The following is a 21884-nucleotide window of genomic DNA, read 5'->3' on the forward strand; positions in this document are numbered from 1 at the left end:
AGGAGGCCTGTTCAGACCACGCTGTCAGGTCAAGTTTAAGATCTACTCATCACCCATATATGGATAGGTCCAGTCGAGCGGAGCCTGGTAGGTCTCTTTCATGGATCTCATGGAGAGCCACTTGTAGAGGTTCACCATACTTCCCGCTTTGTCGTTGGTACCTGACCGTCGGGCACCGCCAAATGGCTGCTGATTAACAACCGCGGCTGTCGGTTTATCGTTGATATAGAAGTTACCGGCTGCTTGACGCAACTTGTCGGCCATGATATTTAATGCGTAACGATCTTTCGCCCATATGGCACCGGTGAGTGCGTAAGGAGATGTGCTATTACACAGATCCAGTGTCTCCTCAAATTTGTCGTCTTCATAGACGTAGATTGTCAGAACCGGGCCGAAGATCTCTTCCTGCATGGTTTTAAACTTCGGGTTGGTTGTGAGGATCACTGTAGGCTGGATGAAGTAGCCTTTGCTGTCGTCATACTCACCGCCGGCAATGATCTCTGCATCATCGGCCTCTTTCGCATAGTCGATATATCCGGAGATTTTATCAAACGCTTTGCGGCTGATGACGGCTCCCATAAAGTTGGAGAAATCTTCCACGTCGCCCACTTTTATCTTCTTCACTTCAGCAAGAAGTTTCTCTCTGTACTCCGGCCAAAATGATTGCGGAACATACATTCGGGAAGCTGCCGAGCACTTCTGTCCCTGGTACTCAAATGCACCACGAATGGCTGCAATAACCAACCGGTCGACATCTGCTGTTTTATGAGCAAAAATGAAATCTTTACCGCCTGTTTCACCAACAATTCTCGGATAGGTTTTGTACTTATCTACATTGTTACCGATGGTTTTCCAAAGGTGATTGAACGTCGGTTCTGATCCGGTAAAGTGAAGTCCGGACAGATTTTCGTTTGCCAAGACAGGTTCACCCACATCAGCACCTTCTCCGGGAAGGAACTGGATTACACCGTCGGGCAGACCCGCTTCCTGAAGAACTTTCATCACGTAATAGCTGGAGTAAACAGACTCGACAGATGGCTTCCAGATTGCAACATTACCACACATTGCCGGAGCAGATGGTAGATTACCTGCAATTGCCGTGAAGTTGAATGGAGACACCGCAAAAATAAACCCTTCCAGCGGACGATACTCAACTCTGTTCCACATCCCGTCCGGTGAGTAAGGCTGGTCTTTATAAATTTTAGTCAGATACCAGGCATTGAATCGAAGAAAATCAGCCAGTTCGCCTACAGCTTCAATTTCTGATTGCTGTGGTGTTTTAGACTGCGCCAGCATGGTAGTCGCGTTCATGGTAAAACGCTCCGGGCCTGTAATGATATCAGCGGCTCGCTGGAAAATCGCTACACGTTCCTGCCACGGCATATTGGCCCACTCTTTTTGAGCCTCAAGTGCACCGTCAACGGCCATTTTCACCTCTTTCTCACCACAAAGATGAACGGTTCCAAGTTTATGCGAGTGATTATGAGGCATCGTAACATCTTGTGTGCGGTCTGTTTTTACCTCTTTCCCGTTGATAATAGCCGGGATCTCTATCTCTTCTTGTTTCAGTTCTTTAAGTCGTTCTTTGAGTACTTTTCTTTCAGCTGAACCCGGAGCGTACTGCAGATACGGCTCGTTGATCGGTTCCTGAAAGTTGAAATATGCGTTAGACATGGAGATATGTTTTTTTGATTTACGTGCTATGGTTTGTTCTGCCCTAAATATAGGAACTCTATAGCGGAGTTCCCGCATGGTTCACTGAATTTTAAAGGAGAGGAGGTCTATAAATAGAACTTAATTCTTCTTTCTTTATATCTCGTTTTACTCTTTTCTCGCACAGAAATGGCAAAAATTGATAAAAAAAATTGAAATGGGAGATGTAACAAAGCGCTTCTTTTTCATGGAGTTCAAAAGCCAGATGAGAGTATGAAGCGCTTTTCTGATTTGTGTTCGCTTGTTATTGGGTGTATAGATAATATCTACTGAAAAAAATCACCTGTAACGAATCATTAAGTTAGATTCTACGGTTTAATAATTGAAAATAAATCAAAGATAAACAGCTTCTGTGCAATACAAAGCTTGAAAGCTGAAATCAGTCAAAAATTAAATAAGAACCAACAAAATGAACGGTCTAAAAAAATTTTTCAAACTACATTTCGATCAAAATATTATCGTCTTTCACCCCAGAGCTATTGGAGGATTAAGCAGAGGCGGAAAGGATATCGAAAGGTTCAGAGGCTCACACACCGAAAAACCTCCTTCTAAAAAAGGGTAAAGCCCATATAGTCTTTTATTCGGAAAAGGAACTCTTCCCGGGTTAAATATCCCATAAACTGTATTTTCTTGGGATTTCGATTGATCCCAATAGGATGGTAGTTATTTAATTCTTGAAATGGCAGTAGCCGGCTCCGACTATTTATTATATCGACTGACCAGGTTGTAAATGGTTAAGTATGATATCGAACAAACCCTTCGATCGCCTCATACTCGGCCAGTCCCAGATCGTCGTAAATTTTTGCGGTTTCCCGGTTGCGGTCTTCAGAGCGCTGCCAGAACTCCCGAGTGTCTGTTCCCGGAAATAGAGGGCGATCCTTCTGAGACTGATGCTTAAAAATTGCCCGGCGCTTTCGCTTCAACTCGATTGGACTGAGCGGTACAGCCATCTCAATTTCGTTGACATCCCACTCTTGCCACGCTCCACGGTACATCCACACAAAGCAATCCTCGATCCATTTATCCTCTTTGCAGACTTCGAGTGCTTCAAAAACTGCTTTCAGACAAACCCGGTGTGTTCCGTGCGGATCAGACAGATCACCGGCCACATAAACCTGATGAGGCTTGATCTCGCGAAGCAGTTCAACGGTTAAATCGATATCCTCCTGCCCGAGAGGTTTTTTCTTCACACGACCGGTTTCGTAGAAGGGAAGATTCATAAAGTGCATATTCTCATCCGGTACGCCACAATACCGGCCGGCCGCTTTCGCTTCGCCCTTTCGTATCAGACCTTTGATGGTTTTAATCTCAGGTGAGTCCACTTCACCCGGATTCTTCTGTTTCAGGAAGTCGTTGATTTTATTCAGAAGAGCGTCCGCTTTTTCATCCTTCATTCCAAAAATGTCTGCGTAGTCGGTTACAAAATCGGCAAATCGAACAGCCTCATCATCAAACACAGCAATATTACCTGATGTTTGATAGGCTACATGAACATCATGGCCGTGATCTACCAGCCGGATCAGTGTTCCGCCCATCGAGATCACATCATCATCGGGATGCGGACTAAAAATCAGGCAGCGTTTAGGGAACGGTTCAGCACGTTCGGGACGATATTTATCATCCTCTTTCGGTTTACCGCCGGGCCACCCGGTGATGGTATGCTGAAGCTCATTAAATATTTTGATATTGATATTGTAAGCCGGACCTTTTTTGGTGATCAGATCGGCCATACCGTGCTCATTGTAATCTTCATCTGTTAATTTAAGCACCGGTTTATCGAGCTTTCTGCAGAGCCAAACGACGGCTTTACGGATCAATATATCGTCCCAATCACATTTTGAAAGAAGCCAGGGTGTTTTGAAGCGGGTTAGCTGTTCGGCCGCAGCTTCATCTAAAATTACTGCGGCGTTAGGATGTTCCTGAAGATAGGTAGCAGGGACTGTTTCTGTGATTTCTCCTTCTACAGCTTCACGAATGATGGGCGCTTTACCTTCGCCCCAGGCCATCAGAAAAATTCGTTTGGCTTTGAGGATCGTACCGACGCCCATTGTGATTGCTCTCCGCGGAACGTACTCTTCACCAAAAAAGCTGCTGGCAGCATCTGTTCGTGTTACTTTGTCGAGGGTGATAAGCCGGGTTTTGGAATCCTTGCGGGAACCAGGTTCGTTAAAGCCAATATGGCCGGTTTTTCCGATTCCCAATATCTGAATATCAATCCCGCCGGCACTCTTTATTTTCTTTTCGTACTGCTGGCAATACTGTTCCACTTTCTCCTCATCCAGGGTCCCGTCAGGAATGTGAATCTGATCTTTCGGGATGTTGATATGATCAAACAGGTGTTCGTGCATAAATCGAACATAGCTCTGAAGAGAATCGGGCTCTATTGGGAAGTACTCATCCAGATTGAATGTTACTACATTTTGAAAGCTCAGCTCTTCTTCCCGGTGCAATCGAACCAACTCTTCATAAACTTTTACCGGAGTAGAGCCGGTGGCAAGTCCTAAAACACACGGCTCACCTTTTTTTGCTTTATTTCGAATGGTTTCGGCAATTTCCTGAGCCACGGCAAGTGAAGCAGTCTGGCTGTCATCAAAGATGGCTGTTGGAATTTTTTCGAGAAGTCTGAGTCGTTCATCTACAGAGCTTACACGTTCCGAGATTGTGGATTTCATAAATGAGACAGGAGGTTGAATTTTGTAAGTTCATTGAACGCATAAATATAGTGATTTATCCGCCGCTATTCATTGGTGAACCGTTATGTTAACGTAAATTCCGGGTTGGGAAATCAATCTATGATTTCGGTGAGAGAATTATTAAAATAAAAGGTTTAAAAGATTCTGCAGACATAAATAACTGATTTCATATGCTTGATATTCAAAAGAGGTTATCGAACTCTTTTTACGCCCTTCTCGCTCTGCCTTCCACCGCGATGGGTTTTGCACTCTCCGTTCAAATCGCTGCACTTAGCTGGATTCTGACCTATCAATACGGACTTGAAATTTCTGATGTAGGTTTGGTCTGGGCTACCGGTCCTATCGCCGGAATTTTAGGTCAGGTAATTATCGGAATTATAAGCGATAACGTTTGGGTGTGGAATGGCCGCCGAAGAGTGTTCATCGTAGTGGGAGGTACACTGGCCTCATTGATGTTACTTGCGCTTCCAAACCTCGGTCTTATTCAGGCCGCACTTGGCCTCGAAGCTATTCTGGGAATTGCCATTCTGATTTCGATGATACTCGATCTCTCCATTAATGTCTCATTCAATCCAACCCGATCCATTATTGCGGATGTAACTCCGGAGGGGAGAGAGAGAACCAAAGGCTACACCTGGATGCAGACCGTTTCGGGTACGTTTGGCGTGCTGTCTTACTTTATCGGGGCTACATTGGGTAATATTTTTCTGATCTACTTCAGTGTTGGTTTGGTTTTCTTCTTCTCGGTGCTTCCGCCATTTTTTGTGAAGGAACCGAAATATCTGGGGCGATATGGCGAGGATGAAGAAGATATTGCTAAGGAAGCCGCAGAGGAGGAAGTACCGGGGAGTATCAATGATGCGTCTCTGGCAGAAATTTTGAAAAGTATTCGTCCGTTGTGGGGATTTTTGATTTATGGGATTTACGCCATTGTAAAGCGTTTGAGCGGATTTGAGTTTCCCGGCTACTGGTTTGAGTTCTTTGCCCTGGGTTTATCTCTTTTACTGATTGCCCAAGCACTTTTGAAAAGTGAAGAGGGAAAGAGCAAAGAAGAGGCCGGAAAAATCGGGTTTCAAAAAGTACTGGCTGCACACTCTTTCTCGTGGATCGGTGCACAGAGTATGTTTATCTACTTCTTTGCCTTTGTGGATTTCAGGATGCCGGGAATGAGTAATGAGGGCGTTGGCGATGTGGTAAACTGGAGTTTCTTCTCGCTCAATCTGGTAGCTGCTATTATCCCGGTTCTGGCATTAGAGCCGCTGGCTAACAAATTTGGCCGGGTAAAAACACATGCATACTCTCTGGTTGTAATGGCAATTGGGTATGCCTCGATTGTGTTCCTTGGTGAGTCGCCATTTGTGCTCTACATATTGATGGCAATTGTTGGAATTGGTTGGGCATCCATTATCAGTTTACCATTTGCCATTATGTCTCAGAAAATATCCCAAAACAAGATGGGTTTGTACATGGGACTGTTTAATCTTTCGGTTGTTCTGCCCCAGCTGGTATCCAGTTTTGCAGTTGGAGATCTTGTTCAAACATTTGATGACAAAACCGTGCTTTTGATGATCTGTTCGGTAACGGTTGCAATCTCTGCAATCTGCTGGTTCATGGTAAAAGAGCCAAAAGATGAATTCACCGAAAATCCGGTTCTGATGGATGAGAAAATCGATGAGAAGCTGGGTTGATGAGAGTAGAAAGTCCCCTCTTGAGAGGGGATTTAGGGGTGTGTATTGAATGAATTCAAAGAATAATTCCAGATTTTCCATAAAACAATTCATTCAAATAAATTCATATAGACGGCCTAAGATTTAAAAGCAGGGGCATGGGGGATGATGAGATCTCTCCACTCGTTTCACTCGGTCGAGACGACATTGGGTTACTTTATCACTGCGGCGTATGAGGTCTTGTGTAATGACGAATTCTGTAGTACGCCGCTACTGAATTTTTCACCCACCCCTCGCCCCCCTCTTTCCGAATAATCGGGACAGGCCAGAGTGGAGGTGTATGGTAAAATTTTCAGTTTGTTTGAAAAATGTACTCTAACTCCTTAGGAGTGAACAGCATATAGCCTCCCGATCAAAAACATCGGGACAGGCTCAGGGTTTCAACCCCGGGGATGTGAGGGTCAAAAAATGTTCCCGCCGAACAGTGGGATGGATTCGGAGACAAGGAAGGTTTGAGGAGGAAAACCTCAGATTCATTTTCAGACAAAAAAACCTCCAAGGTTTTCGAAACCTTGGAGGCATTACGACTCACCCTCTGGCTCCCTCTCTGTTCACTCCGTTCACAAAGAGGGAGGACGCGTGAAACTAAATTATGCTTTTCGAAATTCGTAAATCCTAATCATCATCTCGATTGACGAATTAAAGGTGAACCGAACTGCGATGGGCGAGGTAGACTTTGAATGATGAGATTGCTGCAATTGCAATCCGCACCCTGAAGGGGTGCAGTGTGATTAGCCCCGTACGAGCGTTAGCGAAGTGCGGGGTTGTAGAGAGCAAGGATGAATCCACGCCGAACAGAGGAATGGGTTCGTAGAAATAGAAGGTTTTGAGGCGGAAAACTCAGATTCATTTTCAAACAAAAAAACCTCCAATGTTTTCGAAACCTTGGAGGTTTGGTCTAAGGATTAAAACACTCGTGGCACAACTTAGAGGCGTGCCACGAGGAATAGAATCTACTTCTTCTTGAACTCCTGAATAAACTCACGGGTAAAATCAGAGAGCACCAGTCGCCCGCTGATTTCAGCACGCTGCTCCAAAGTGGCGTGCCAGTGTCCGGTACTCTGCCAAAGAATTTGTTTCATCTCCTTCATCGCTTCAGGGTTGCTTGAAGCCAGATCCGTGGCTAGCTGTTGAACCGATTCATCCAACTCTTCAGTCGTATCCATAACTTTATTGAATAAACCTTTCGAATGGGCCCAATCGGAGGTATACCAATTGCGTGCATCCAGGGCGAGAGAAGAAAAAGAGGCTGTGCCCAGCTTTCGGCTCACCGCAGGTCCCACGACAAACGGGCCAATTCCCAGTGCGAGTTCACTTAATTTTATGGACGCACTACGGTGTGCAATACAATAATCGGCCGCTGATGCAATCCCAATTCCGCCCCCAACGGTTTTACCTTGAACTCTTACAATGATCAGCTTGGGACAAGTTCGCATTGCGTTTAACACATGGGCAAATCCCATGAAAAATTTCTTTCCTTCATCTAAATTTTCAATAGCCAGCAGCTCATCAAAAGATGCGCCCGCACAAAAGGCACCGTCCCCATTACTGCGAATAACGATTACTTTGTTGGCATCATCAACACCTGCTTCAATGATAGTATCAGCAAGTTCTCGAAGTAATGCACCCGGAAGTGAATTACCTTTCGGATGGTGAAATTCGATGGTTCCAATATTGTCTTTGTTTGAATAGGAGATAGAGCCCTTTTCAATGTTAGTCATGATAGATTTTTTGATTCAAATGGTAGTTTTGTATAGATCCAATACAGAGAAAATAAGACTTATTCTGTAAGAGTGAACCTTTAATTTTGAAGCAGATTTTTTAAAGATTCCATATCAAATACCGGAGCTCTACAGGAAAAATTGCTGCAGACATATACGGCTGGCTTCTCCTTGATTGGGTAGGATTTGGCAAAAGGTGCGACAGCTCCAAGTTGATCTGAAGTTTCTACTGTTTTCAACAGGATTACAGAGCCCGTTCCGGCAAACTCTCGTGCGGTATTTAACAGAGAATTCGTTTTTTCATCGACCTTTTCGGCTGTGATCAGAATTTCGTTTGAAGGCTGTTGTATCACTTGATGGGCATAGATCGCAAAGGTATATCCGGCCGGTGCGTCAGAGATCTGTTCTGAAAAAGCCGTTAAAATCTGTTCGACTTGGTGTTCAAATTCCGATTGACCTGTGAGCCGGGAGAGTTTATAACCGTTGTAAACGGCAACTGAGTTGGATGACGGAATTGCTCCATCATAAATTTCTTTTTGCCGACCGAGTAGCACTTCGGCATGTTCAGCTGTGTAGAAAAATCCGCCGTGCTTTTGATCGGCAAAATGCTCAGTAAATCGTTTCTGAAGTTCAACCGCCTCTGACAGGTAACCGGGATCAAATGTGGCGTTGCAAAGTTCGGTAGCTCCCCAGATCAGAAAGGCGTAGTCATCTGCCATCCCTTCAATTTCAGCTTCGCCATCTTTGATTCGATGGAGCAGGAGTGATTGTTCTGTTTTACATAGATTGAGAAGTTGCTTGAACGCTTTCTCTGCCTTTTCAATCAATTCTGTTTCATTTAAAAGAACTCCGGATTTGGCCAGGGCCGCAATCATCAAGCCGTTCCAGTCGGTCAGGATTTTGTCATCCAATAGCGGACGGATTCTTTTTTCTCTTTGTTGATTAAGTTTCTGTCTTATTTCAGTCAGTTTACTTTCTTCTAGATCAGTTAGCAAATGCGACAGGTGTGGAATATTCTTTCCCGTTCGCTGCCGGGTCGACTCATCCAGGAAATTTCCTTCCGAACGGATATTGTAGTGTTTACAAAAAAGATCTGACTCTTCATCCGTTAAAACAGCGTCGATCTCTTCCCGACTCCAGACATAAAATTTACCCTCTTCACCTTCACTGTCTGCATCTTCGGCTGAGTAGAAGAGTCCGTCAGGCGACTTCAACTGAGATTCAACATAATCCACGATATCGAGTGCTGTTTCTTTGAATAGAGGCTCCCCGGTGAGCTTCCATCCCTCGGCGAAGGCCATCAACAGCGTGGCTTGATCGTAGAGCATCTTTTCAAAGTGGGGGAGAAGCCACTCATGATCGGTGGAGTAGCGATGAAATCCCTTACCGATGTGATCCCAGAGACCGCCGAGCCTCATCTGAAGCAGAGTCTTTCCTACCATCTCTTTTGCTTCATCATGTTCATGAATGTGTGCGTAATCGGCTAAAAAGAGAAGATTGTGAGGGGAGGGGAACTTAGGAGAACCACCAAACCCACCAAACTCGGGATCGTATCGGTTCTTCAGATTTTGGAATGTGTCCTCTGTGATATTTTCAGGAAGCGCCTGATTGGATTGCCCCAAATGCAGGCTTTTCGAGAAGCCCTCCTTAATTCTCTTCACGGCTTCATCAATTCGCTGCCGATCGTTCTGCCACGCATTTTTGATTTGCGGTACGAGGTCTGTCATTCCGATCCGATTCTGCATCGAGCGTTTGGGCAGATAAGTAGCGGCAAAAAAGGGTTCTTTGTCCGGAGTCATGATGATGGTCAGTGGCCAGCCACCCTGACCGGTCAGCATCTGGCAAACGGTCATATAGGTGTTGTCGATATCGGGGCGCTCTTCGCGGTCTACCTTAATGTTCACAAACGCTTCGTTCATCAACCGTGCAACCTCATCATCTTCAAAACTCTCATGTGCCATCACATGACACCAATGGCAGGTGGCGTATCCAATCGATAGAAAAACCGGTTTATTCTCTTTCCGAGCCTTATCAAACGCTTCTTCGCTCCACGGAAACCAATCCACAGGATTCTCGGCATGCTGAAGGAGGTAGGGTGATTTTTCTTTTGAGAGGCGGTTCATAAAAACTGGGTATTGATTTGAAAGAAGATAAAGTTAAAAGATACGGAAAATGAAAGAAGCATAAAGAGAAGAGCTATAGAGACCGGAATGTTCAATTCATTTTTTAATGAATGATGTAATTGAACATCACACTTTAAAATCACTAACTATAAATAAGTAAAGCCGAAGTTGGTGTATTTATTGAAAAGAAGTAAGTTCATCAATAATATGTTAGGCAACTTTACTTAGCATCTTCTTTCTCTTGAAAATCAATAATAATTGGAAGCTGTTTAACTTTTTTCCATTTCTTTTTGGTTTTTTCTTTGATAATAATTTTAAACTCTCCAGCTTGGTTTATCTCAAAGGGACTTATTCTTATATGAGTCCTATGGAAATTGCTATTAAATTTTATATCTGATAGTTCTTTTTCTTTTTTTACTTCACCATCAGGAGCTATTACTTCTATCTTGATGACTAAATCTTCTTCATCAGATTCCCTTTTCCATAAACTTGCCACAACTAATGGCGGGAAAGCATATGGTAATTCTGGAATACCAATTTGATCAAAGGAATTAATATAAGACACTAAATTTGTGTGCTTATCTACAATTGCATTCTGACATGTTACACTCCAAATATGTTTAGCCATTGTTACACCACCTCAATATTGTCTTTGTTACTTTCTTTTAGGCCAGTAAAATCAAAAAATGATGATTCTTGTATACCAGTGCTTACATCAATGCTTCCCTGTATGTATGGGTTAATCTGTCCAATCCACTTTGATTCAATGTTTCCAAGATTCCATCTATGGATTTCAGATGTTTTTTGGAATACATCAATCATCTTTTTAAATGAAAGTTGTTCTTTTTTGGTTGTGAATCCCTCAGTTAAATACTGAATCATTAAGGTATTTAATGAAACACCTTCTTCTTCAGCCATTCCAGCTAAACGAGCATGCAATGATTTAGGTAACCTTACTCTAATTTGTCCGCTGTATTCTTTGGTAAGGTTTGGATTAGGCAGTTCCTTGCATTCCTCTTCATAAGTTTCAATGAATAATTCTAACGCAATCTCTGCTTCCTGAATAGCTTCACTTGGAGTTTCACCAAACGCAGATAAACCTGGAAACTCAGGACATTCTGCGATATAACCTTCATCTTCTTCACTATAATGGACTTTAAAACTATACTTTTCTTCTTTTTTCATCAGTCTATAACTATAGGTTATGTTCTTCAATCGCATCAAGTAATTGCTTTACTTGAAATGGTTTGGCTTCACCATTTCGTTCTTGAAAATTCATAAATATGGATTTATCCGGATGATTCATCATAATATGGGAACCCTTTTGCCTTTTGAACACAAAGCCATGGTATTCAGCAAGTTTTATCAAGTCATTAAACTTGTAATTCTTAGCTGAGTTCTTTGCGCTTTCAAGTAACTTTTCCTTTTTCCCCATTGTGTAACGTAAAAGTCGGTACCATATTCGGTACCAAATATACTTTTTTATAAATTATCAACCAAATTTCGAAGTTGCCTAACAATACGCATTAACTAGGGGCGCGGAGGTGCCGTTAGTTTCCGGAGTTGCTTGTTTAGAATTTTTAGCCGTTAATTAACTCATAATCTCCGCGCCCGTTATACGCATTGCTGTTAGTCTACCAAATACATAATCAATGACCTTTTTCAGATATCATGGTTTCTCAATTTCACTTTATCACTAAGGCATATTGTAATCATGAAAAGATTTTAGCATGATTTGTCAGTTTATGGTGGTAAACTTCAATTCGATTATCGACACTGAGCCAACAATACTGACTATATGAAAACAGAACCCATCGTTTCAATTTTGACAGGGTCGGTTTTGGCAACTGCAATCATTTTCATTGGTTTATCAATAATGAATTCAGTTGAAATTGCGCTGTACAATTTTCTGGGATCACTTTTCGCTGCCGTCTCTATTCATTTAGTACACTACTATCGAAAACTGTATGACAGAAGTGGTTTTAAAAATGAGTATTGAAGCTATTGATTATCAAGTAAAACTAGGAGTTAAAGTTTCCCATTAAATTCTAAAAAAATTCAGACAGTGCGCCACAGCTCCAATGAGAGTTGGGAGTTAATTACAATTGGTTATAATGTTCTTTTCTGAAGCCTGAAGCCTGGTATTTAAAACCTACTCCTCATCTATCTTTAAATTTTTCAGTCTCTCACCATAATCCACCAAAAACCGGTCGTACTCTTTGTCCATCAGTTCTGAGGTAATTAAAAAATCGGCTGAGGTACGATCGCAGGCCAAGGCGATATTGTACACAATGGATATGCGAAGAAGTGCCTTCACGTCCACATCGTGAGGTTGCGCCTGGAGGGGATCCCAGAAAAAGATCAGAATATCCAGTTTGCTTTCGGCGATGGCTGCACCAATCTGAAGATCGCCTCCCAGAGGTCCGCTCATAAACCGGTGTACAGGCAAATTCAGTTTATCTGCAAGGAGACCGCCGGTAGTGCCTGTTCCGTAAAGATCGTGCTGCATCAGGATATCGCGGTTGTAATCGGCCCAGTCAATCAGGTCGCGCTTGCGATAGTCGTGGGCAACAAGTCCTATTCGTTTTCTTTCACCCATTGGTGCGGTGTGGGATGCAATGCTGGGGTGGGGTTTTCTTGTGTTGGTTTCTTTGCTCATACGAAATCTACATTTACTGTTCTCTAAAAGTTCGAAGCCGGAATAAGATCATTCTTTCTAAATAAAACAATCTGAACTCTTGTTCGAATATATGTTCTACTCAAACAATATATGATTTGTAAGCGAAGTGTGTAGAGTCATCAGTGAAGAAGAGGAGAAAAAAACGTATAAAATCAAGAATGGATTAAACAACAAGTCGAAGCGGACTCATTTTTTCAGACATCTTCAGGATTTCGAAGGGTTCGTCATCAAATCCTTTAAGGGTAACCTCTCTCGAATGGACGCGCAGTGAATTTGTTTTGGTCCTTAAATAATCTTTGAGATCCGAACACTTGTAGGATTCTGAAGATATTACAACCTCAGATCCCTGAGCGAAATCTACAAGTCGTGAAGCTATATTTACATTATTTCCAAAGTAGTCTATGCGGTTGTTGAGCGTTACCGCCATGCAGTTCCCGGTGTGAATCCCGCCCTTTAGCTCTATTGGTGAGTCGCCATCCGGACCTGTTTTAAATATTTGATCAGCTTTATAAAATGCTTTTACCGCATTAACAGGTTTGGGGAAAATAGCCATTACGGCATCGCCGATTGTTTTTACAACAGCTCCGCGCTCTTCAATAATGGCCTGTTCCAAAATGTCGAAGTGATCCATCACAATTCCCAGTGCAGATTCATCACCATCTTTTCTGTATAAATCTGAGGAGTTGTAGAGATCGGTAAAAAGGATCGTAAGGTTATTTGCATTCAGTTTTTTCTTGTCCCGGAGAAGTTCCTGGGGGAAAAGATTTCTGAACAGCTGCCATGATGTGACTTCAGCGGCAGAAACCGAGTAGTTTTCCCGATCAATATTCTCACACTGCACAATCATTTTTTCACCGCTTTGATTGTGAATGATCAAATTTGGTGTTGTTGAAAGATAAACTTCCTGGGTTTTTGCACGATTATTTTTGAAATGGATCGTTGCATTATTTAACCCGTTTTGATCTATTTGAGCATAGATCACTTCATTACCGGAATGTGAGAAGATTTTGTAAAACCCTTCTTTCAGGTTCATTTTTACAAAACGCTTTTGTCCCGGACTGAGGGTGATATGTAAATTGACTTGCGGTTGTTCGGCGGGATTTGCAAAACTGTACGTTTTCTTTGTCAGCTTGCGAACCAATGGGTGTGGTTGAAAAGTGAGCTCTAAAGCCTGATGGAAATCTACATTAAAATCTTGTTCACAATGACTGCAGAAAACGGGATCCGTAATCTCTTTCAGTTTTTTGATGTTCTTAACCTTTGATTTACACTCAGGGCAGAGAACATTCCAGCTGAAATTGAGCAAATCAATTTTTGCTGCGAAAAACAACACTTTTAAAACTGCAGAAAGAGGTTTGTCCCAAAGTTTAGAAAGATGATTGGGGTTTAGCCGTCTGAGTTCCGATTCATTACCTGTTCGAATCGTATGTATGAGCAATCGGGAAATGCTTTCATTTCCACTCACTTTTGTTAGCTGCTCAATATATAAATCCCATCGTCGAGCATTTGGAATAGAGATAAATCCGTTTCTGTTTTCGGGTAGAAAGCTTCCGGCGATGGATTGATCATAAGACTGAATCAGATTCTTCAGGCGAAACTTAAAACGGCTGTTAAATCTGCGTTTATTGAAAAGGTATCCTGTAAATCGGTTTGCTTCTCCACGGTAACGAAACGTCACAATACTTCCGCCTTCAACAGCATTGATGTCTATTGAAAAAAGCAACTCCTTAAAATAACCAGACTTGTAGACTCTTTTTACGCTCAAATGATAGGGCGCTTCCCATTGGATCGGTTCTTCTTCCCACATATCTGTTCTGTGAAGAGGCTCGTAAGTGAGCTCAAGAACTCCCTGTCGGTTTTTGTGAGAGAGGCTGGTTTGTTCTACCGGCAACTCACCTAAATCCCTGAATAACCGATTGGTATCCGATAGTACAGGCCAGAGTTGCTCAGGTGTTGATGAGCTTTGAATCTGCCAGCTATGTGAGAAATGATAGTCGATCATCAGGTTCGTTTTTCCGAGTAGTTTTACTCGTGATTTTTATGAGTATCCCGTATCTTTGTGCGTAGTAAAAAGAGAACTAAAACCGACAATTGTTACAAAAAAATTAAAATAATGGCTGTAGAAAGAACCCTCACAATTTTAAAACCAGACTGTGTTCGCAAGAATTTAATTGGCGAAGTTACCCGTAGAATTCAGGAAGCAGGATTTAAAGTAGTAGCGATGAAAATGACTCGTTTAACAAAAGAAACCGCCGGCGGATTTTATGCTGTACATAAAGAGCGACCATTTTTTGGTGAGCTGGTTGAATTTATGAGCAGTGGTCCTTGTGTTCCTATGATCCTTGAAAAAGAGAATGCTATTGAAGATTTCAGAACTCTGATTGGAGCGACGAATCCCGATGAAGCTGATGAGGGAACCATCCGTGCAGACTTTGCAGACAGTGTTGGAGAAAACATGGTTCACGGTTCAGATTCTGTAGAAAATGGAAAAATTGAAGCCGCTTACTTCTTTACCGAATCAGAAGTGGTTGCAAACAAAGCTTAAACAGATCTTTTTGCTTAAAAGATTTTGATAGGGTGAAGTGAAAACTTCGCCCTTTTTTATTTGTGAAAGAAAATCTGCAAAATATCAGCTTGTTTACCATTTTTGATACGAACTGATAGTAAACACGAATTAACAAATATGAATCGAATTCAATTAACAGCATATACTATTTCCGTTTCTTTTTTTCTGGTCACCTTAATCTCTTGTGAAGATGCTTCAACCAATCAGAAACAGATGGTTCGTACCGGAGCAGAAATGCTGATTGAAAATCATCTGGATGAACTGGAGGGGAAACGGGTCGGATTGGTCATGAATCCGACTTCCCGGATCGGAGAAACGCACATGCTGGATACGCTGATGGCAAGAGGCGTAAATGTTCAGGCACTCTACGCGCCGGAACACGGGTTCAGGGGAGAGGCCGGAGCGGGAGAAAAGATTGAAGACGGAGTGGATCAGCAAACCGGATTACCTGTCTTTTCTCTGTATGGTTCTACAAGGAAACCGACTGCTGAGATGCTGAGTCATGTAGATCTTCTGCTGTTTGACATGCAGGACGTCGGAGCGCGATTTTACACCTACATTGCAACGTTGGGTTTGGTAATGGAAGCCGCATCTGAGTCCGGTATTCCGGTATGGGTGCTCGATCGACCGAATCCTTTGGGAGGAAATTATGTAAGCGGCTGGATTTTAGAAGAGGAGTTTGAATCGTTTGTGGGTCCGTATCCAATACCCATTACACATGGGTTGACAATGGGAGAGATGGCTCAAATGATTGTCGGAGAAGAATGGATGCAATTCGAGTCAACGCCTGATCTCAACGTGATTGAAATGGATGGATGGCAGCGGGAAATGATTTGGCCCGAAACCGGCTTGGAGTGGGTTGCACCCTCACCTAATTTGGCAACGTTTGAGCAGGCATATCTATATCCCGGTACCGTCTTTTTTGAAGGAACAAGTATGAGCGAAGGGCGCGGTACTGATGAGCCGTTCCTGATTTTGGGAGATCCCGAAACAGAACTGCCCGCAGATACCATTAGAGCATTAAATGAAATATCTGATCAGCTTCAGATCAATTCATTAACTTTTACGCCCAGATCTATTCCCGGAGTAGCGGCTACACCAAAGCACATGGATTTGGAGAGTTTTGGGGTTCAGGTAGAAGTTTTGGGGTTTGACTTTGATCCTGTAAGAACCGGACTTGAAATATTCAGGGTGTTATTAAAGGCAACACCGGAAGCTGAAGTGAATAATTTTCTGTACAACCTTGCAGGTTCCGGAGATATTGATAGAGTTCTATCAGGTGAAGTGAGTCCGCAAGAAATCAATTTTGAAACGGAGTCGTTTATGGAGCTGCGTAAACCATACCTGATTTATAATTAGGGAATGTTAAATGGGATATAAAAACACACAAATCGGGTATTTTACGATCCTGGTTTTTGGGATTGTACTGATTTTCCTTTCGGTGATTACATTCTCCGGAGGGATCAACCCAGCTGAACAGCCAATCCTGAATGGTGCTCTTCTTCTGTTTCTACTGTTGTTTATCAACTTTTCAAGCCTGACGGTTCAGGTAAACCGCCGTGAGTTAATTTGGTATTTTGGACCCGGTGTTTGGAAATATCGAATACCAATCGAACAGATACGCGATGTCTCAGAGGTGAAAACAAATCCGCTTGAGGGTGTGGGCTTCAGGTGGAATCCGCTTAAAGGTTGGCTGTACAACGTTTCAGGATTGAAAGCAGTAAAGGTTATACAAAAAGATGGAAAAGCTACTCGCATCGGGACAAATGAACCTGAACAACTGGTTCAAGCGATTAGGGAAGAGCTGAACTATTTATAAGAATACATTGTCAGTTGGTTAAATTAAAAAAGTCAAAAATTGGCAGATATTTTAGTATTATCTGCAAGGGAAACAGTGTTTTTAAGAGTTTAACACCCAAAATTTCTAACTAACCGGCAGAGGTAAATTATGGAGAGAAAGTTATTCCGTTTTTGGTCAGTAGCTATGATTTTATTGATCATTCTTATTTCCGTTCCCACAGAATCTGATGCTCAACAGATTACACCAAAGAAAGTGAGTTTCACTGTTGGTTCGGGAGTAACTTACGGTTCGGCTGGAGATGGAGCTATAGGCCGATTAGCCGGTAATTTTAACACACCCTCATTTCGAAAACAGATCTATACAGGAAGTTTCCAATATGCATTTAGCCGGGCGTGGTCACTGGATATAGGCTTTCAATCCGGGAAATTCACAAATCAGTATGATTTCGACCCCGCTTATGAAAATGATTTCTTCAGTGTGACCGTAAAAGGAATAACCAATATGAATGGGTTATTTAATGTAAACTCAAGATTTTTAAATCCATATCTATCGTTTGGACTAGGCATGATTAGAAGCCAGCTGGAATCCGAGGATCTTAATTCGGAAGATTTGTCACTTTTGGCCACAGCCGGTGCGGGTATGAACTTTTATCTGTTTCGCGGTGCAGACCTTTTTATTCAATACGATTACAATGCTGCCGGGAGTGATTTGCTGGATGGATTGGCAGGTTCCGGGAGTTCAGATCAATTTGCATCTGTAACCGGGGGTATACGAATTAATTTTGGTTCCGGCGGGGGAAAACTTGCCTCTTGGCCACCGGCTCGGGAACGAACAACGATAACGCCTCAGCCGGAAGAAGCAGAGGTTGAGGATGAACCATTGACAAGAACAGAAGCAGAGCCGGTACAAGAGCCTACTGAAGAGCAGCTGATGGAGAGGGAGAAAAGAGAACAAGAGCTGCGTGAAAGAATCGATCAGGCTGAAGACGCTATGATGCAGAAGAGAGAAGAAGCAAGAATTTTCGCAGACAACTGGCGGGAAGAGCAGCGGATCAAAGAGATGGAGGCTCAAGTGAACAGATTCTATACAGATCAACCGGAACCCGGACATTATGTTCAGGTCTACTCCTTGCTAAACCGGGAAAATGCAGAAACGACAAGACAGAAATTGGTTGAATTACTTGAAGGAGATATCGATGATCCCTCCGATAAAGTACTCATACATCGGTTTGATGATTTCAACCGTGTGATAATAGGGCCGTTTCCACAATACAGAGAGGCGAACAGGGTTATGCAGTTGATGATTTCTGACTACGAAGAATCATTCATCATCACATTTCCAAGATCTGCTGAATAGTTCATGAGCTTTGAATTTTCTGTCGGCGCCATTCATAGCAAACGAGGGCGGCACTTACAGATGCATTCAAAGATTCGACGTTGTTCATCATGGGCAGGGAGAGCAGAAAATCGCAATGTTCTCCCGTCTTTTTACGCATTCCACGACCTTCGTTGCCAATCACAAAAGCCATAGGCACATCGTAGGTTTGATCCCAGACCATGGTATCGCTGTTTTGATCCAGACCGGCGATCCAGAATTTATGCTCTTTCAGGGAAAGGATAGCCTGGTTCAAATTTACAGCTCTTACAATTGGGATTCGTCCGGCTGTACCGGCGCTGGTTTTAAAAACGGCAGCATTGACCGGTGCTTGCCTGTGTTTAGGTACAATGACCGCCGTTATGCCTGCCGCGGCAGCTGTGCGTAAAATTGCCCCAAAGTTGTGTGGGTCTTCAATTTCATCCAAAAGTAAAACGGCCGTGCTTTGGTCGGGGGAAATGTTTTCAAGCCACTCTTCAAATTCCTGATACTCCGCCTGAGATATGGAAGCAACAATTCCCTGATCATTAACACCCCCCACCAGTTCATACAGTTTATTACCGGGAACTTCCGTCACCGGCACTCGGTTATTAGATGCAAGAGTTAGTATGTTAGCAATCTGAGAGTGCTGTAATCCTTTTCTGATATAGATTTTGTCAACATTCTCTGCACCCTCTTGAAGTTGTTCTTCAACTGGGTTTCTGCCATAGATGTAATGATTAGAATTTTGCACGAATTCCGAGGAATATTTTGTTAATTGGATACAGTTTGTATAATGGTAATGTGTTCTCAATTAAATTGATAATAAAATGATCGACAAATCAAATAAATCAAAAGATGTCGAGGGTTCTCAACTACTACCGGGGCATGCAACGGGTCCTCATTCGAACGATGTTCACCCGATTGTAAGCAATATCGACGTCATCATTCAAAATCTAGCCGGAATCTTACAAATCTTAACTGGAATAGCATTAATAACTGTGTCTGTACTAGGCATGATCACGCCAACGTGGCTCTCTGCAATTTTGAGTATTGCCGGAAGCGTTTCCTGTATGTTTGGTGTACTGCTGTTCTATTTTACGTCTGCCAAAAAAAGGTCATTCGAAAGTTTGATCAACCAGTCTATTCGACGAGTAATTAATTCGCAAAATTAATTACAGTTACGCGATTCGAACTTATACATTTCCCCTCTGGGCATTCATTTATTAGAATGCTTGGTTCGAATCATGTTTAAAGAGCAGTCTGTAAACTTTTTTAAAAAATTCTGTTTCTTTTTCCTTTTTTGTTTGAATGGCATGTGGTAGCCTCCTATTTTCAGTTTTCCCACAACAAGTTCCTATCACACATGTCCACAAAATATATTTTCGTCACAGGCGGTGTAACGTCATCACTCGGTAAAGGAATCATTTGCGCATCTTTAGGCAGACTACTGGTCGCCAGGGGATTGCGGGTAACCATCCAAAAACTGGATCCCTATATCAATGTAGATCCCGGGACAATGAACCCCTACGAGCACGGTGAGGTCTATGTTACCGATGATGGTGCAGAAACTGATCTGGATCTTGGCCATTACGAACGTTTTCTCGATGTGAAAACATCACAGGAAAACAATGTGACCACCGGGCGTATCTACTACGACGTGATTACAAAAGAGAGAAAGGGTGAGTATCTCGGTAAAACGGTTCAGGTTATTCCTCACATCACGGATGAAATTAAATCACATGTACTGAAGCTTGGCCAAAGTGATAATTATGACGTTGTGATCACAGAAGTGGGCGGAACCGTTGGTGATATTGAAAGCCTTCCCTACATAGAAGCAATGCGTCAGCTGCGATATGATGTTGGGAGAAAAAACACATTATCCATACACTTAACACTCGTACCGTATTTAGCAGCGGCTGGAGAGCTAAAAACGAAACCTACCCAACACTCCGTCCGAACACTATCTGAAAGTGGTTTGAGTCCTGATATTTTAGTTTGCCGTTCAGAATATGAGCTGGACAATTCTATCCGAAGTAAGATTGCTCAATTTTGTAATGTTGAAAATCAGGATGTGATTGCTTCACTTGATGCCGATTCAATTTATGAAGTTCCCCTTTTGATGAGAAAAGAGGGATTAGATCGGCGTGTTATTGAAAAGCTCGGGTTACCAACCAAAAATCCGGATCTGAACAGATGGGTGGAATTTGTTGACCGGATTAAAAATCCTGAGAGCAGAATCAAGGTTGCGCTTGTAGGTAAGTATGTAGAGCATCACGATGCCTACAAATCAATTGTGGAAGCCTTGATTCACGGCGGTGCCATGAACAACGCCGGTGTTGATATTGAGTGGATTCAATCGGATGATTTAACAGAAGAGAATGTGGCTTCTGAATTGGGCGGTGTATCAGCCATATTGGTTGCACCCGGATTTGGAGGACGCGGAATTGAAGGAAAACTGGCAGCCGTGAAGTATGCCCGCGTGAATAAAATACCCATGTTGGGCATTTGCTTAGGAATGCAGTGTGCTGTCATCGAATATGCCCGTAACTGTGCCGGTATGGAAGGTGCCAACAGTACAGAATTTGATGAAAAGACACCTTACCCTGTTATTGATTTTATGCCGGAACAGCGTGATGTTGAAGATAAAGGCGGCACCATGAGGCTGGGTAAATACGATTGTAAACTTGCAGAAGGCTCAAAAGCATTTGAAGCCTATGGTGAGAAGTTGATTGAAGAGCGTCATCGCCACCGTTTTGAGCTAAATAATGAGCTTCGTGATAAACTGGAGAGTTCCGGTTTAAAGATTACAGGTATCAATCCGGATCGAAATCTGGTTGAAATTATTGAATTGGAAAACCACCCTTGGTTTGTGGGTGTACAATTCCATCCCGAACTGCGCAGTACCGTTTACGACCCACACCCGCTTTTTGTTAAGTTTATAAAAGCTGCTGTGGAAAACAGTTCTGTATCGCTGGAAGGCAAAGCAGAAAAAGCAGCACTGTGACCCATCAGGATCCTTACTCAAACAGGATTAGAGTAAGGGCTTGCGGAATACTTGTAGTCGAAGAGAAGATTCTACTGGTAGAACAAAACGTTCCTGCCAGAAAACATCCGGTATGGATTCCACCCGGTGGTGGAGTAAGGACAGGAGAGTCTGCCGAAGATGCTTTGACGCGAGAGTTTTTTGAGGAGACAAATCTTCGGATCAGCGGACTTAAACTCAAGTATATAAATGAGTATATCCAAAATCCCTATCATGCCATGGAACTCTATTTTTTGGTGGAAAGTTATTCCGGTGAATTGAAACCGGGATATGACCCCGAACACACTCAAACAAATCAGTTGATTCGAGATGTTCGTTTTATACCTTTCAGTGAATTGAAGCATATTCAAATCGTACCGGAGTTTATCCGGGACGAGCTGAACTCAAAAAAATATCTGGATGATCAGATTACATTCTATAAAAGTGAGAATTGAAATCTTTGATAGAGTAGTTAAGCCAAA

Annotated in this window: 19 protein-coding genes; 9 read left to right on the plus strand and 10 right to left on the minus strand. The window is 42.7% G+C overall.

The genetic code is table 11. The features are described 5' to 3' along the window. Positions 1-42 precede the first annotated feature (42 nt). Positions 43-1674, minus strand: coding sequence for an L-glutamate gamma-semialdehyde dehydrogenase (gene pruA, locus CWD77_RS00110; protein WP_101071165.1), 1632 nt, complete (start codon positions 1672-1674; stop codon positions 43-45). Positions 1675-2447: 773 nt separating this feature from the next. Then, entirely contained in the window at positions 2448-4385 is a 1938-nt protein-coding gene (gene nagB, locus CWD77_RS00115) for a glucosamine-6-phosphate deaminase (protein ID WP_101071166.1), read from the minus strand. 191 nt (positions 4386-4576) lie between these two features. On the opposite strand from nagB, the gene CWD77_RS00120 reads away from it, so the two are divergent. Next, a complete protein-coding gene (locus CWD77_RS00120) occupies positions 4577-6094 on the plus strand; it encodes an MFS transporter (RefSeq protein WP_101071167.1) in 1518 nt (505 codons plus the stop codon). 992 nt (positions 6095-7086) lie between these two features. Here CWD77_RS00120 and CWD77_RS00125 read toward each other — a convergent pair. From CWD77_RS00125 to CWD77_RS00145, 5 genes are all read right to left on the minus strand, one after another. Beyond that, positions 7087-7854, minus strand: a complete 768-nt coding sequence (locus tag CWD77_RS00125) for an enoyl-CoA hydratase/isomerase family protein (protein ID WP_101071168.1) — start codon at positions 7852-7854, stop codon at positions 7087-7089. Positions 7855-7934: 80 nt separating this feature from the next. Then, positions 7935-9977 (minus strand): thioredoxin domain-containing protein, encoded by a 2043-nt coding sequence (locus tag CWD77_RS00130; protein ID WP_101071169.1) that lies wholly within the window; start codon positions 9975-9977, stop codon positions 7935-7937. Positions 9978-10197: 220 nt separating this feature from the next. Then, positions 10198-10605: a DUF6941 family protein gene (locus CWD77_RS00135; RefSeq protein WP_101071170.1), complete on the minus strand. Its 408-nt coding sequence runs from the start codon at positions 10603-10605 to the stop codon at positions 10198-10200. 2 nt (positions 10606-10607) lie between these two features. Then, positions 10608-11162 carry a type II toxin-antitoxin system HicB family antitoxin gene (locus CWD77_RS00140; RefSeq protein ID WP_101071171.1) on the minus strand — a complete coding sequence of 185 codons (555 nt, stop codon included), beginning with the start codon at positions 11160-11162 and terminating at the stop codon, positions 10608-10610. A gap of 10 nt (positions 11163-11172) precedes the next feature. Then, positions 11173-11412: a type II toxin-antitoxin system HicA family toxin gene (locus tag CWD77_RS00145; RefSeq protein ID WP_101071172.1), complete on the minus strand. Its 240-nt coding sequence runs from the start codon at positions 11410-11412 to the stop codon at positions 11173-11175. Between the two features lie 363 nt (positions 11413-11775). Here CWD77_RS00145 and CWD77_RS00150 point away from each other — a divergent pair, with 363 nt between their 5' ends. Further along, on the plus strand, positions 11776-11976 hold the full coding sequence (locus tag CWD77_RS00150) for a hypothetical protein (protein ID WP_101071173.1): 201 nt from the start codon (positions 11776-11778) through the stop codon (positions 11974-11976). 153 nt (positions 11977-12129) lie between these two features. Here CWD77_RS00150 and CWD77_RS00155 read toward each other — a convergent pair whose 3' ends face one another. Both CWD77_RS00155 and CWD77_RS00160 read right to left on the minus strand, forming a co-directional pair. Then, positions 12130-12576, minus strand: coding sequence for a methylglyoxal synthase (locus CWD77_RS00155; protein WP_101072886.1), 447 nt, complete (start codon positions 12574-12576; stop codon positions 12130-12132). Positions 12577-12820: 244 nt separating this feature from the next. Next, positions 12821-14659: an adenylate/guanylate cyclase domain-containing protein gene (locus tag CWD77_RS00160; RefSeq protein ID WP_101071174.1), complete on the minus strand. Its 1839-nt coding sequence runs from the start codon at positions 14657-14659 to the stop codon at positions 12821-12823. Positions 14660-14770: 111 nt separating this feature from the next. Between CWD77_RS00160 and ndk the strand changes: the two genes are divergently transcribed. From ndk to CWD77_RS00180, 4 genes are all read left to right on the plus strand, one after another. Then, positions 14771-15202, plus strand: a complete 432-nt coding sequence (gene ndk / locus CWD77_RS00165; RefSeq protein ID WP_101071175.1) for a nucleoside-diphosphate kinase — start codon at positions 14771-14773, stop codon at positions 15200-15202. A 138-nt stretch (positions 15203-15340) separates the two neighbouring features. Further along, positions 15341-16582, plus strand: coding sequence for an exo-beta-N-acetylmuramidase NamZ family protein (locus CWD77_RS00170; protein ID WP_101071176.1), 1242 nt, complete (start codon positions 15341-15343; stop codon positions 16580-16582). 10 nt (positions 16583-16592) lie between these two features. Then, positions 16593-17042: a hypothetical protein gene (locus CWD77_RS00175; protein ID WP_101071177.1), complete on the plus strand. Its 450-nt coding sequence runs from the start codon at positions 16593-16595 to the stop codon at positions 17040-17042. Between the two features lie 129 nt (positions 17043-17171). Further along, the gene (locus tag CWD77_RS00180) at positions 17172-18380 is read left to right on the plus strand and encodes an SPOR domain-containing protein (RefSeq protein WP_101071178.1); all 1209 of its coding nucleotides are present in this window, start codon (positions 17172-17174) and stop codon (positions 18378-18380) included. Position 18381: 1 nt separating this feature from the next. On the opposite strand, the gene rlmB is transcribed toward CWD77_RS00180, so the two are convergent. After that, positions 18382-19131: a 23S rRNA (guanosine(2251)-2'-O)-methyltransferase RlmB gene (gene rlmB / locus CWD77_RS00185; RefSeq protein ID WP_101071179.1), complete on the minus strand. Its 750-nt coding sequence runs from the start codon at positions 19129-19131 to the stop codon at positions 18382-18384. Positions 19132-19207: 76 nt separating this feature from the next. On the opposite strand from rlmB, the gene CWD77_RS00190 reads away from it, so the two are divergent. The 3 genes from CWD77_RS00190 to CWD77_RS00200 all read left to right on the plus strand — a co-directional run bounded on the left by CWD77_RS00190 (position 19208) and on the right by CWD77_RS00200 (position 21857). After that, a complete protein-coding gene (locus CWD77_RS00190) occupies positions 19208-19552 on the plus strand; it encodes a hypothetical protein (RefSeq protein WP_101071180.1) in 345 nt (114 codons plus the stop codon). 191 nt (positions 19553-19743) lie between these two features. Continuing rightward, positions 19744-21384: a CTP synthase gene (locus CWD77_RS00195; RefSeq protein WP_101071181.1), complete on the plus strand. Its 1641-nt coding sequence runs from the start codon at positions 19744-19746 to the stop codon at positions 21382-21384. Further along, positions 21381-21857 (plus strand): NUDIX domain-containing protein, encoded by a 477-nt coding sequence (locus CWD77_RS00200; RefSeq protein WP_165779035.1) that lies wholly within the window; start codon positions 21381-21383, stop codon positions 21855-21857. The genes CWD77_RS00195 and CWD77_RS00200 overlap by 4 nt, the downstream gene beginning before the upstream one ends. Positions 21858-21884 lie beyond the last annotated feature (27 nt).

The organism is Rhodohalobacter barkolensis (assembly GCF_002834295.1).
Lineage (GTDB): Bacteria > Bacteroidota > Rhodothermia > Balneolales > Balneolaceae > Rhodohalobacter > Rhodohalobacter barkolensis.

Bases quoted from the DNA above. Each gene is read 5' to 3' on its own strand.
- CWD77_RS00155 (WP_101072886.1), bottom strand. From the start codon at position 12,576: ATGGGTGAAAGAAAACGAATAGGACTTGTTGCCCACGACTATCGCAAG.
- CWD77_RS00150 (WP_101071173.1), top strand. From the start codon at position 11,776: ATGAAAACAGAACCCATCGTTTCAATTTTGACAGGGTCGGTTTTGGCA.
- CWD77_RS00140 (WP_101071171.1), bottom strand. From the start codon at position 11,162: ATGAAAAAAGAAGAAAAGTATAGTTTTAAAGTCCATTATAGTGAAGAA.
- CWD77_RS00125 (WP_101071168.1), bottom strand. From the start codon at position 7,854: ATGACTAACATTGAAAAGGGCTCTATCTCCTATTCAAACAAAGACAAT.
- CWD77_RS00195 (WP_101071181.1), top strand. From the start codon at position 19,744: ATGTCCACAAAATATATTTTCGTCACAGGCGGTGTAACGTCATCACTC.
- CWD77_RS00145 (WP_101071172.1), bottom strand. From the start codon at position 11,412: ATGGGGAAAAAGGAAAAGTTACTTGAAAGCGCAAAGAACTCAGCTAAG.
- CWD77_RS00175 (WP_101071177.1), top strand. From the start codon at position 16,593: ATGGGATATAAAAACACACAAATCGGGTATTTTACGATCCTGGTTTTT.
- pruA (WP_101071165.1), bottom strand. From the start codon at position 1,674: ATGTCTAACGCATATTTCAACTTTCAGGAACCGATCAACGAGCCGTAT.
- CWD77_RS00180 (WP_101071178.1), top strand. From the start codon at position 17,172: ATGGAGAGAAAGTTATTCCGTTTTTGGTCAGTAGCTATGATTTTATTG.
- CWD77_RS00130 (WP_101071169.1), bottom strand. From the start codon at position 9,977: ATGAACCGCCTCTCAAAAGAAAAATCACCCTACCTCCTTCAGCATGCC.
- CWD77_RS00135 (WP_101071170.1), bottom strand. From the start codon at position 10,605: ATGGCTAAACATATTTGGAGTGTAACATGTCAGAATGCAATTGTAGAT.
- CWD77_RS00120 (WP_101071167.1), top strand. From the start codon at position 4,577: ATGCTTGATATTCAAAAGAGGTTATCGAACTCTTTTTACGCCCTTCTC.
- CWD77_RS00170 (WP_101071176.1), top strand. From the start codon at position 15,341: ATGAATCGAATTCAATTAACAGCATATACTATTTCCGTTTCTTTTTTT.
- CWD77_RS00160 (WP_101071174.1), bottom strand. From the start codon at position 14,659: ATGATCGACTATCATTTCTCACATAGCTGGCAGATTCAAAGCTCATCA.
- ndk (WP_101071175.1), top strand. From the start codon at position 14,771: ATGGCTGTAGAAAGAACCCTCACAATTTTAAAACCAGACTGTGTTCGC.
- CWD77_RS00190 (WP_101071180.1), top strand. From the start codon at position 19,208: ATGATCGACAAATCAAATAAATCAAAAGATGTCGAGGGTTCTCAACTA.
- nagB (WP_101071166.1), bottom strand. From the start codon at position 4,385: ATGAAATCCACAATCTCGGAACGTGTAAGCTCTGTAGATGAACGACTC.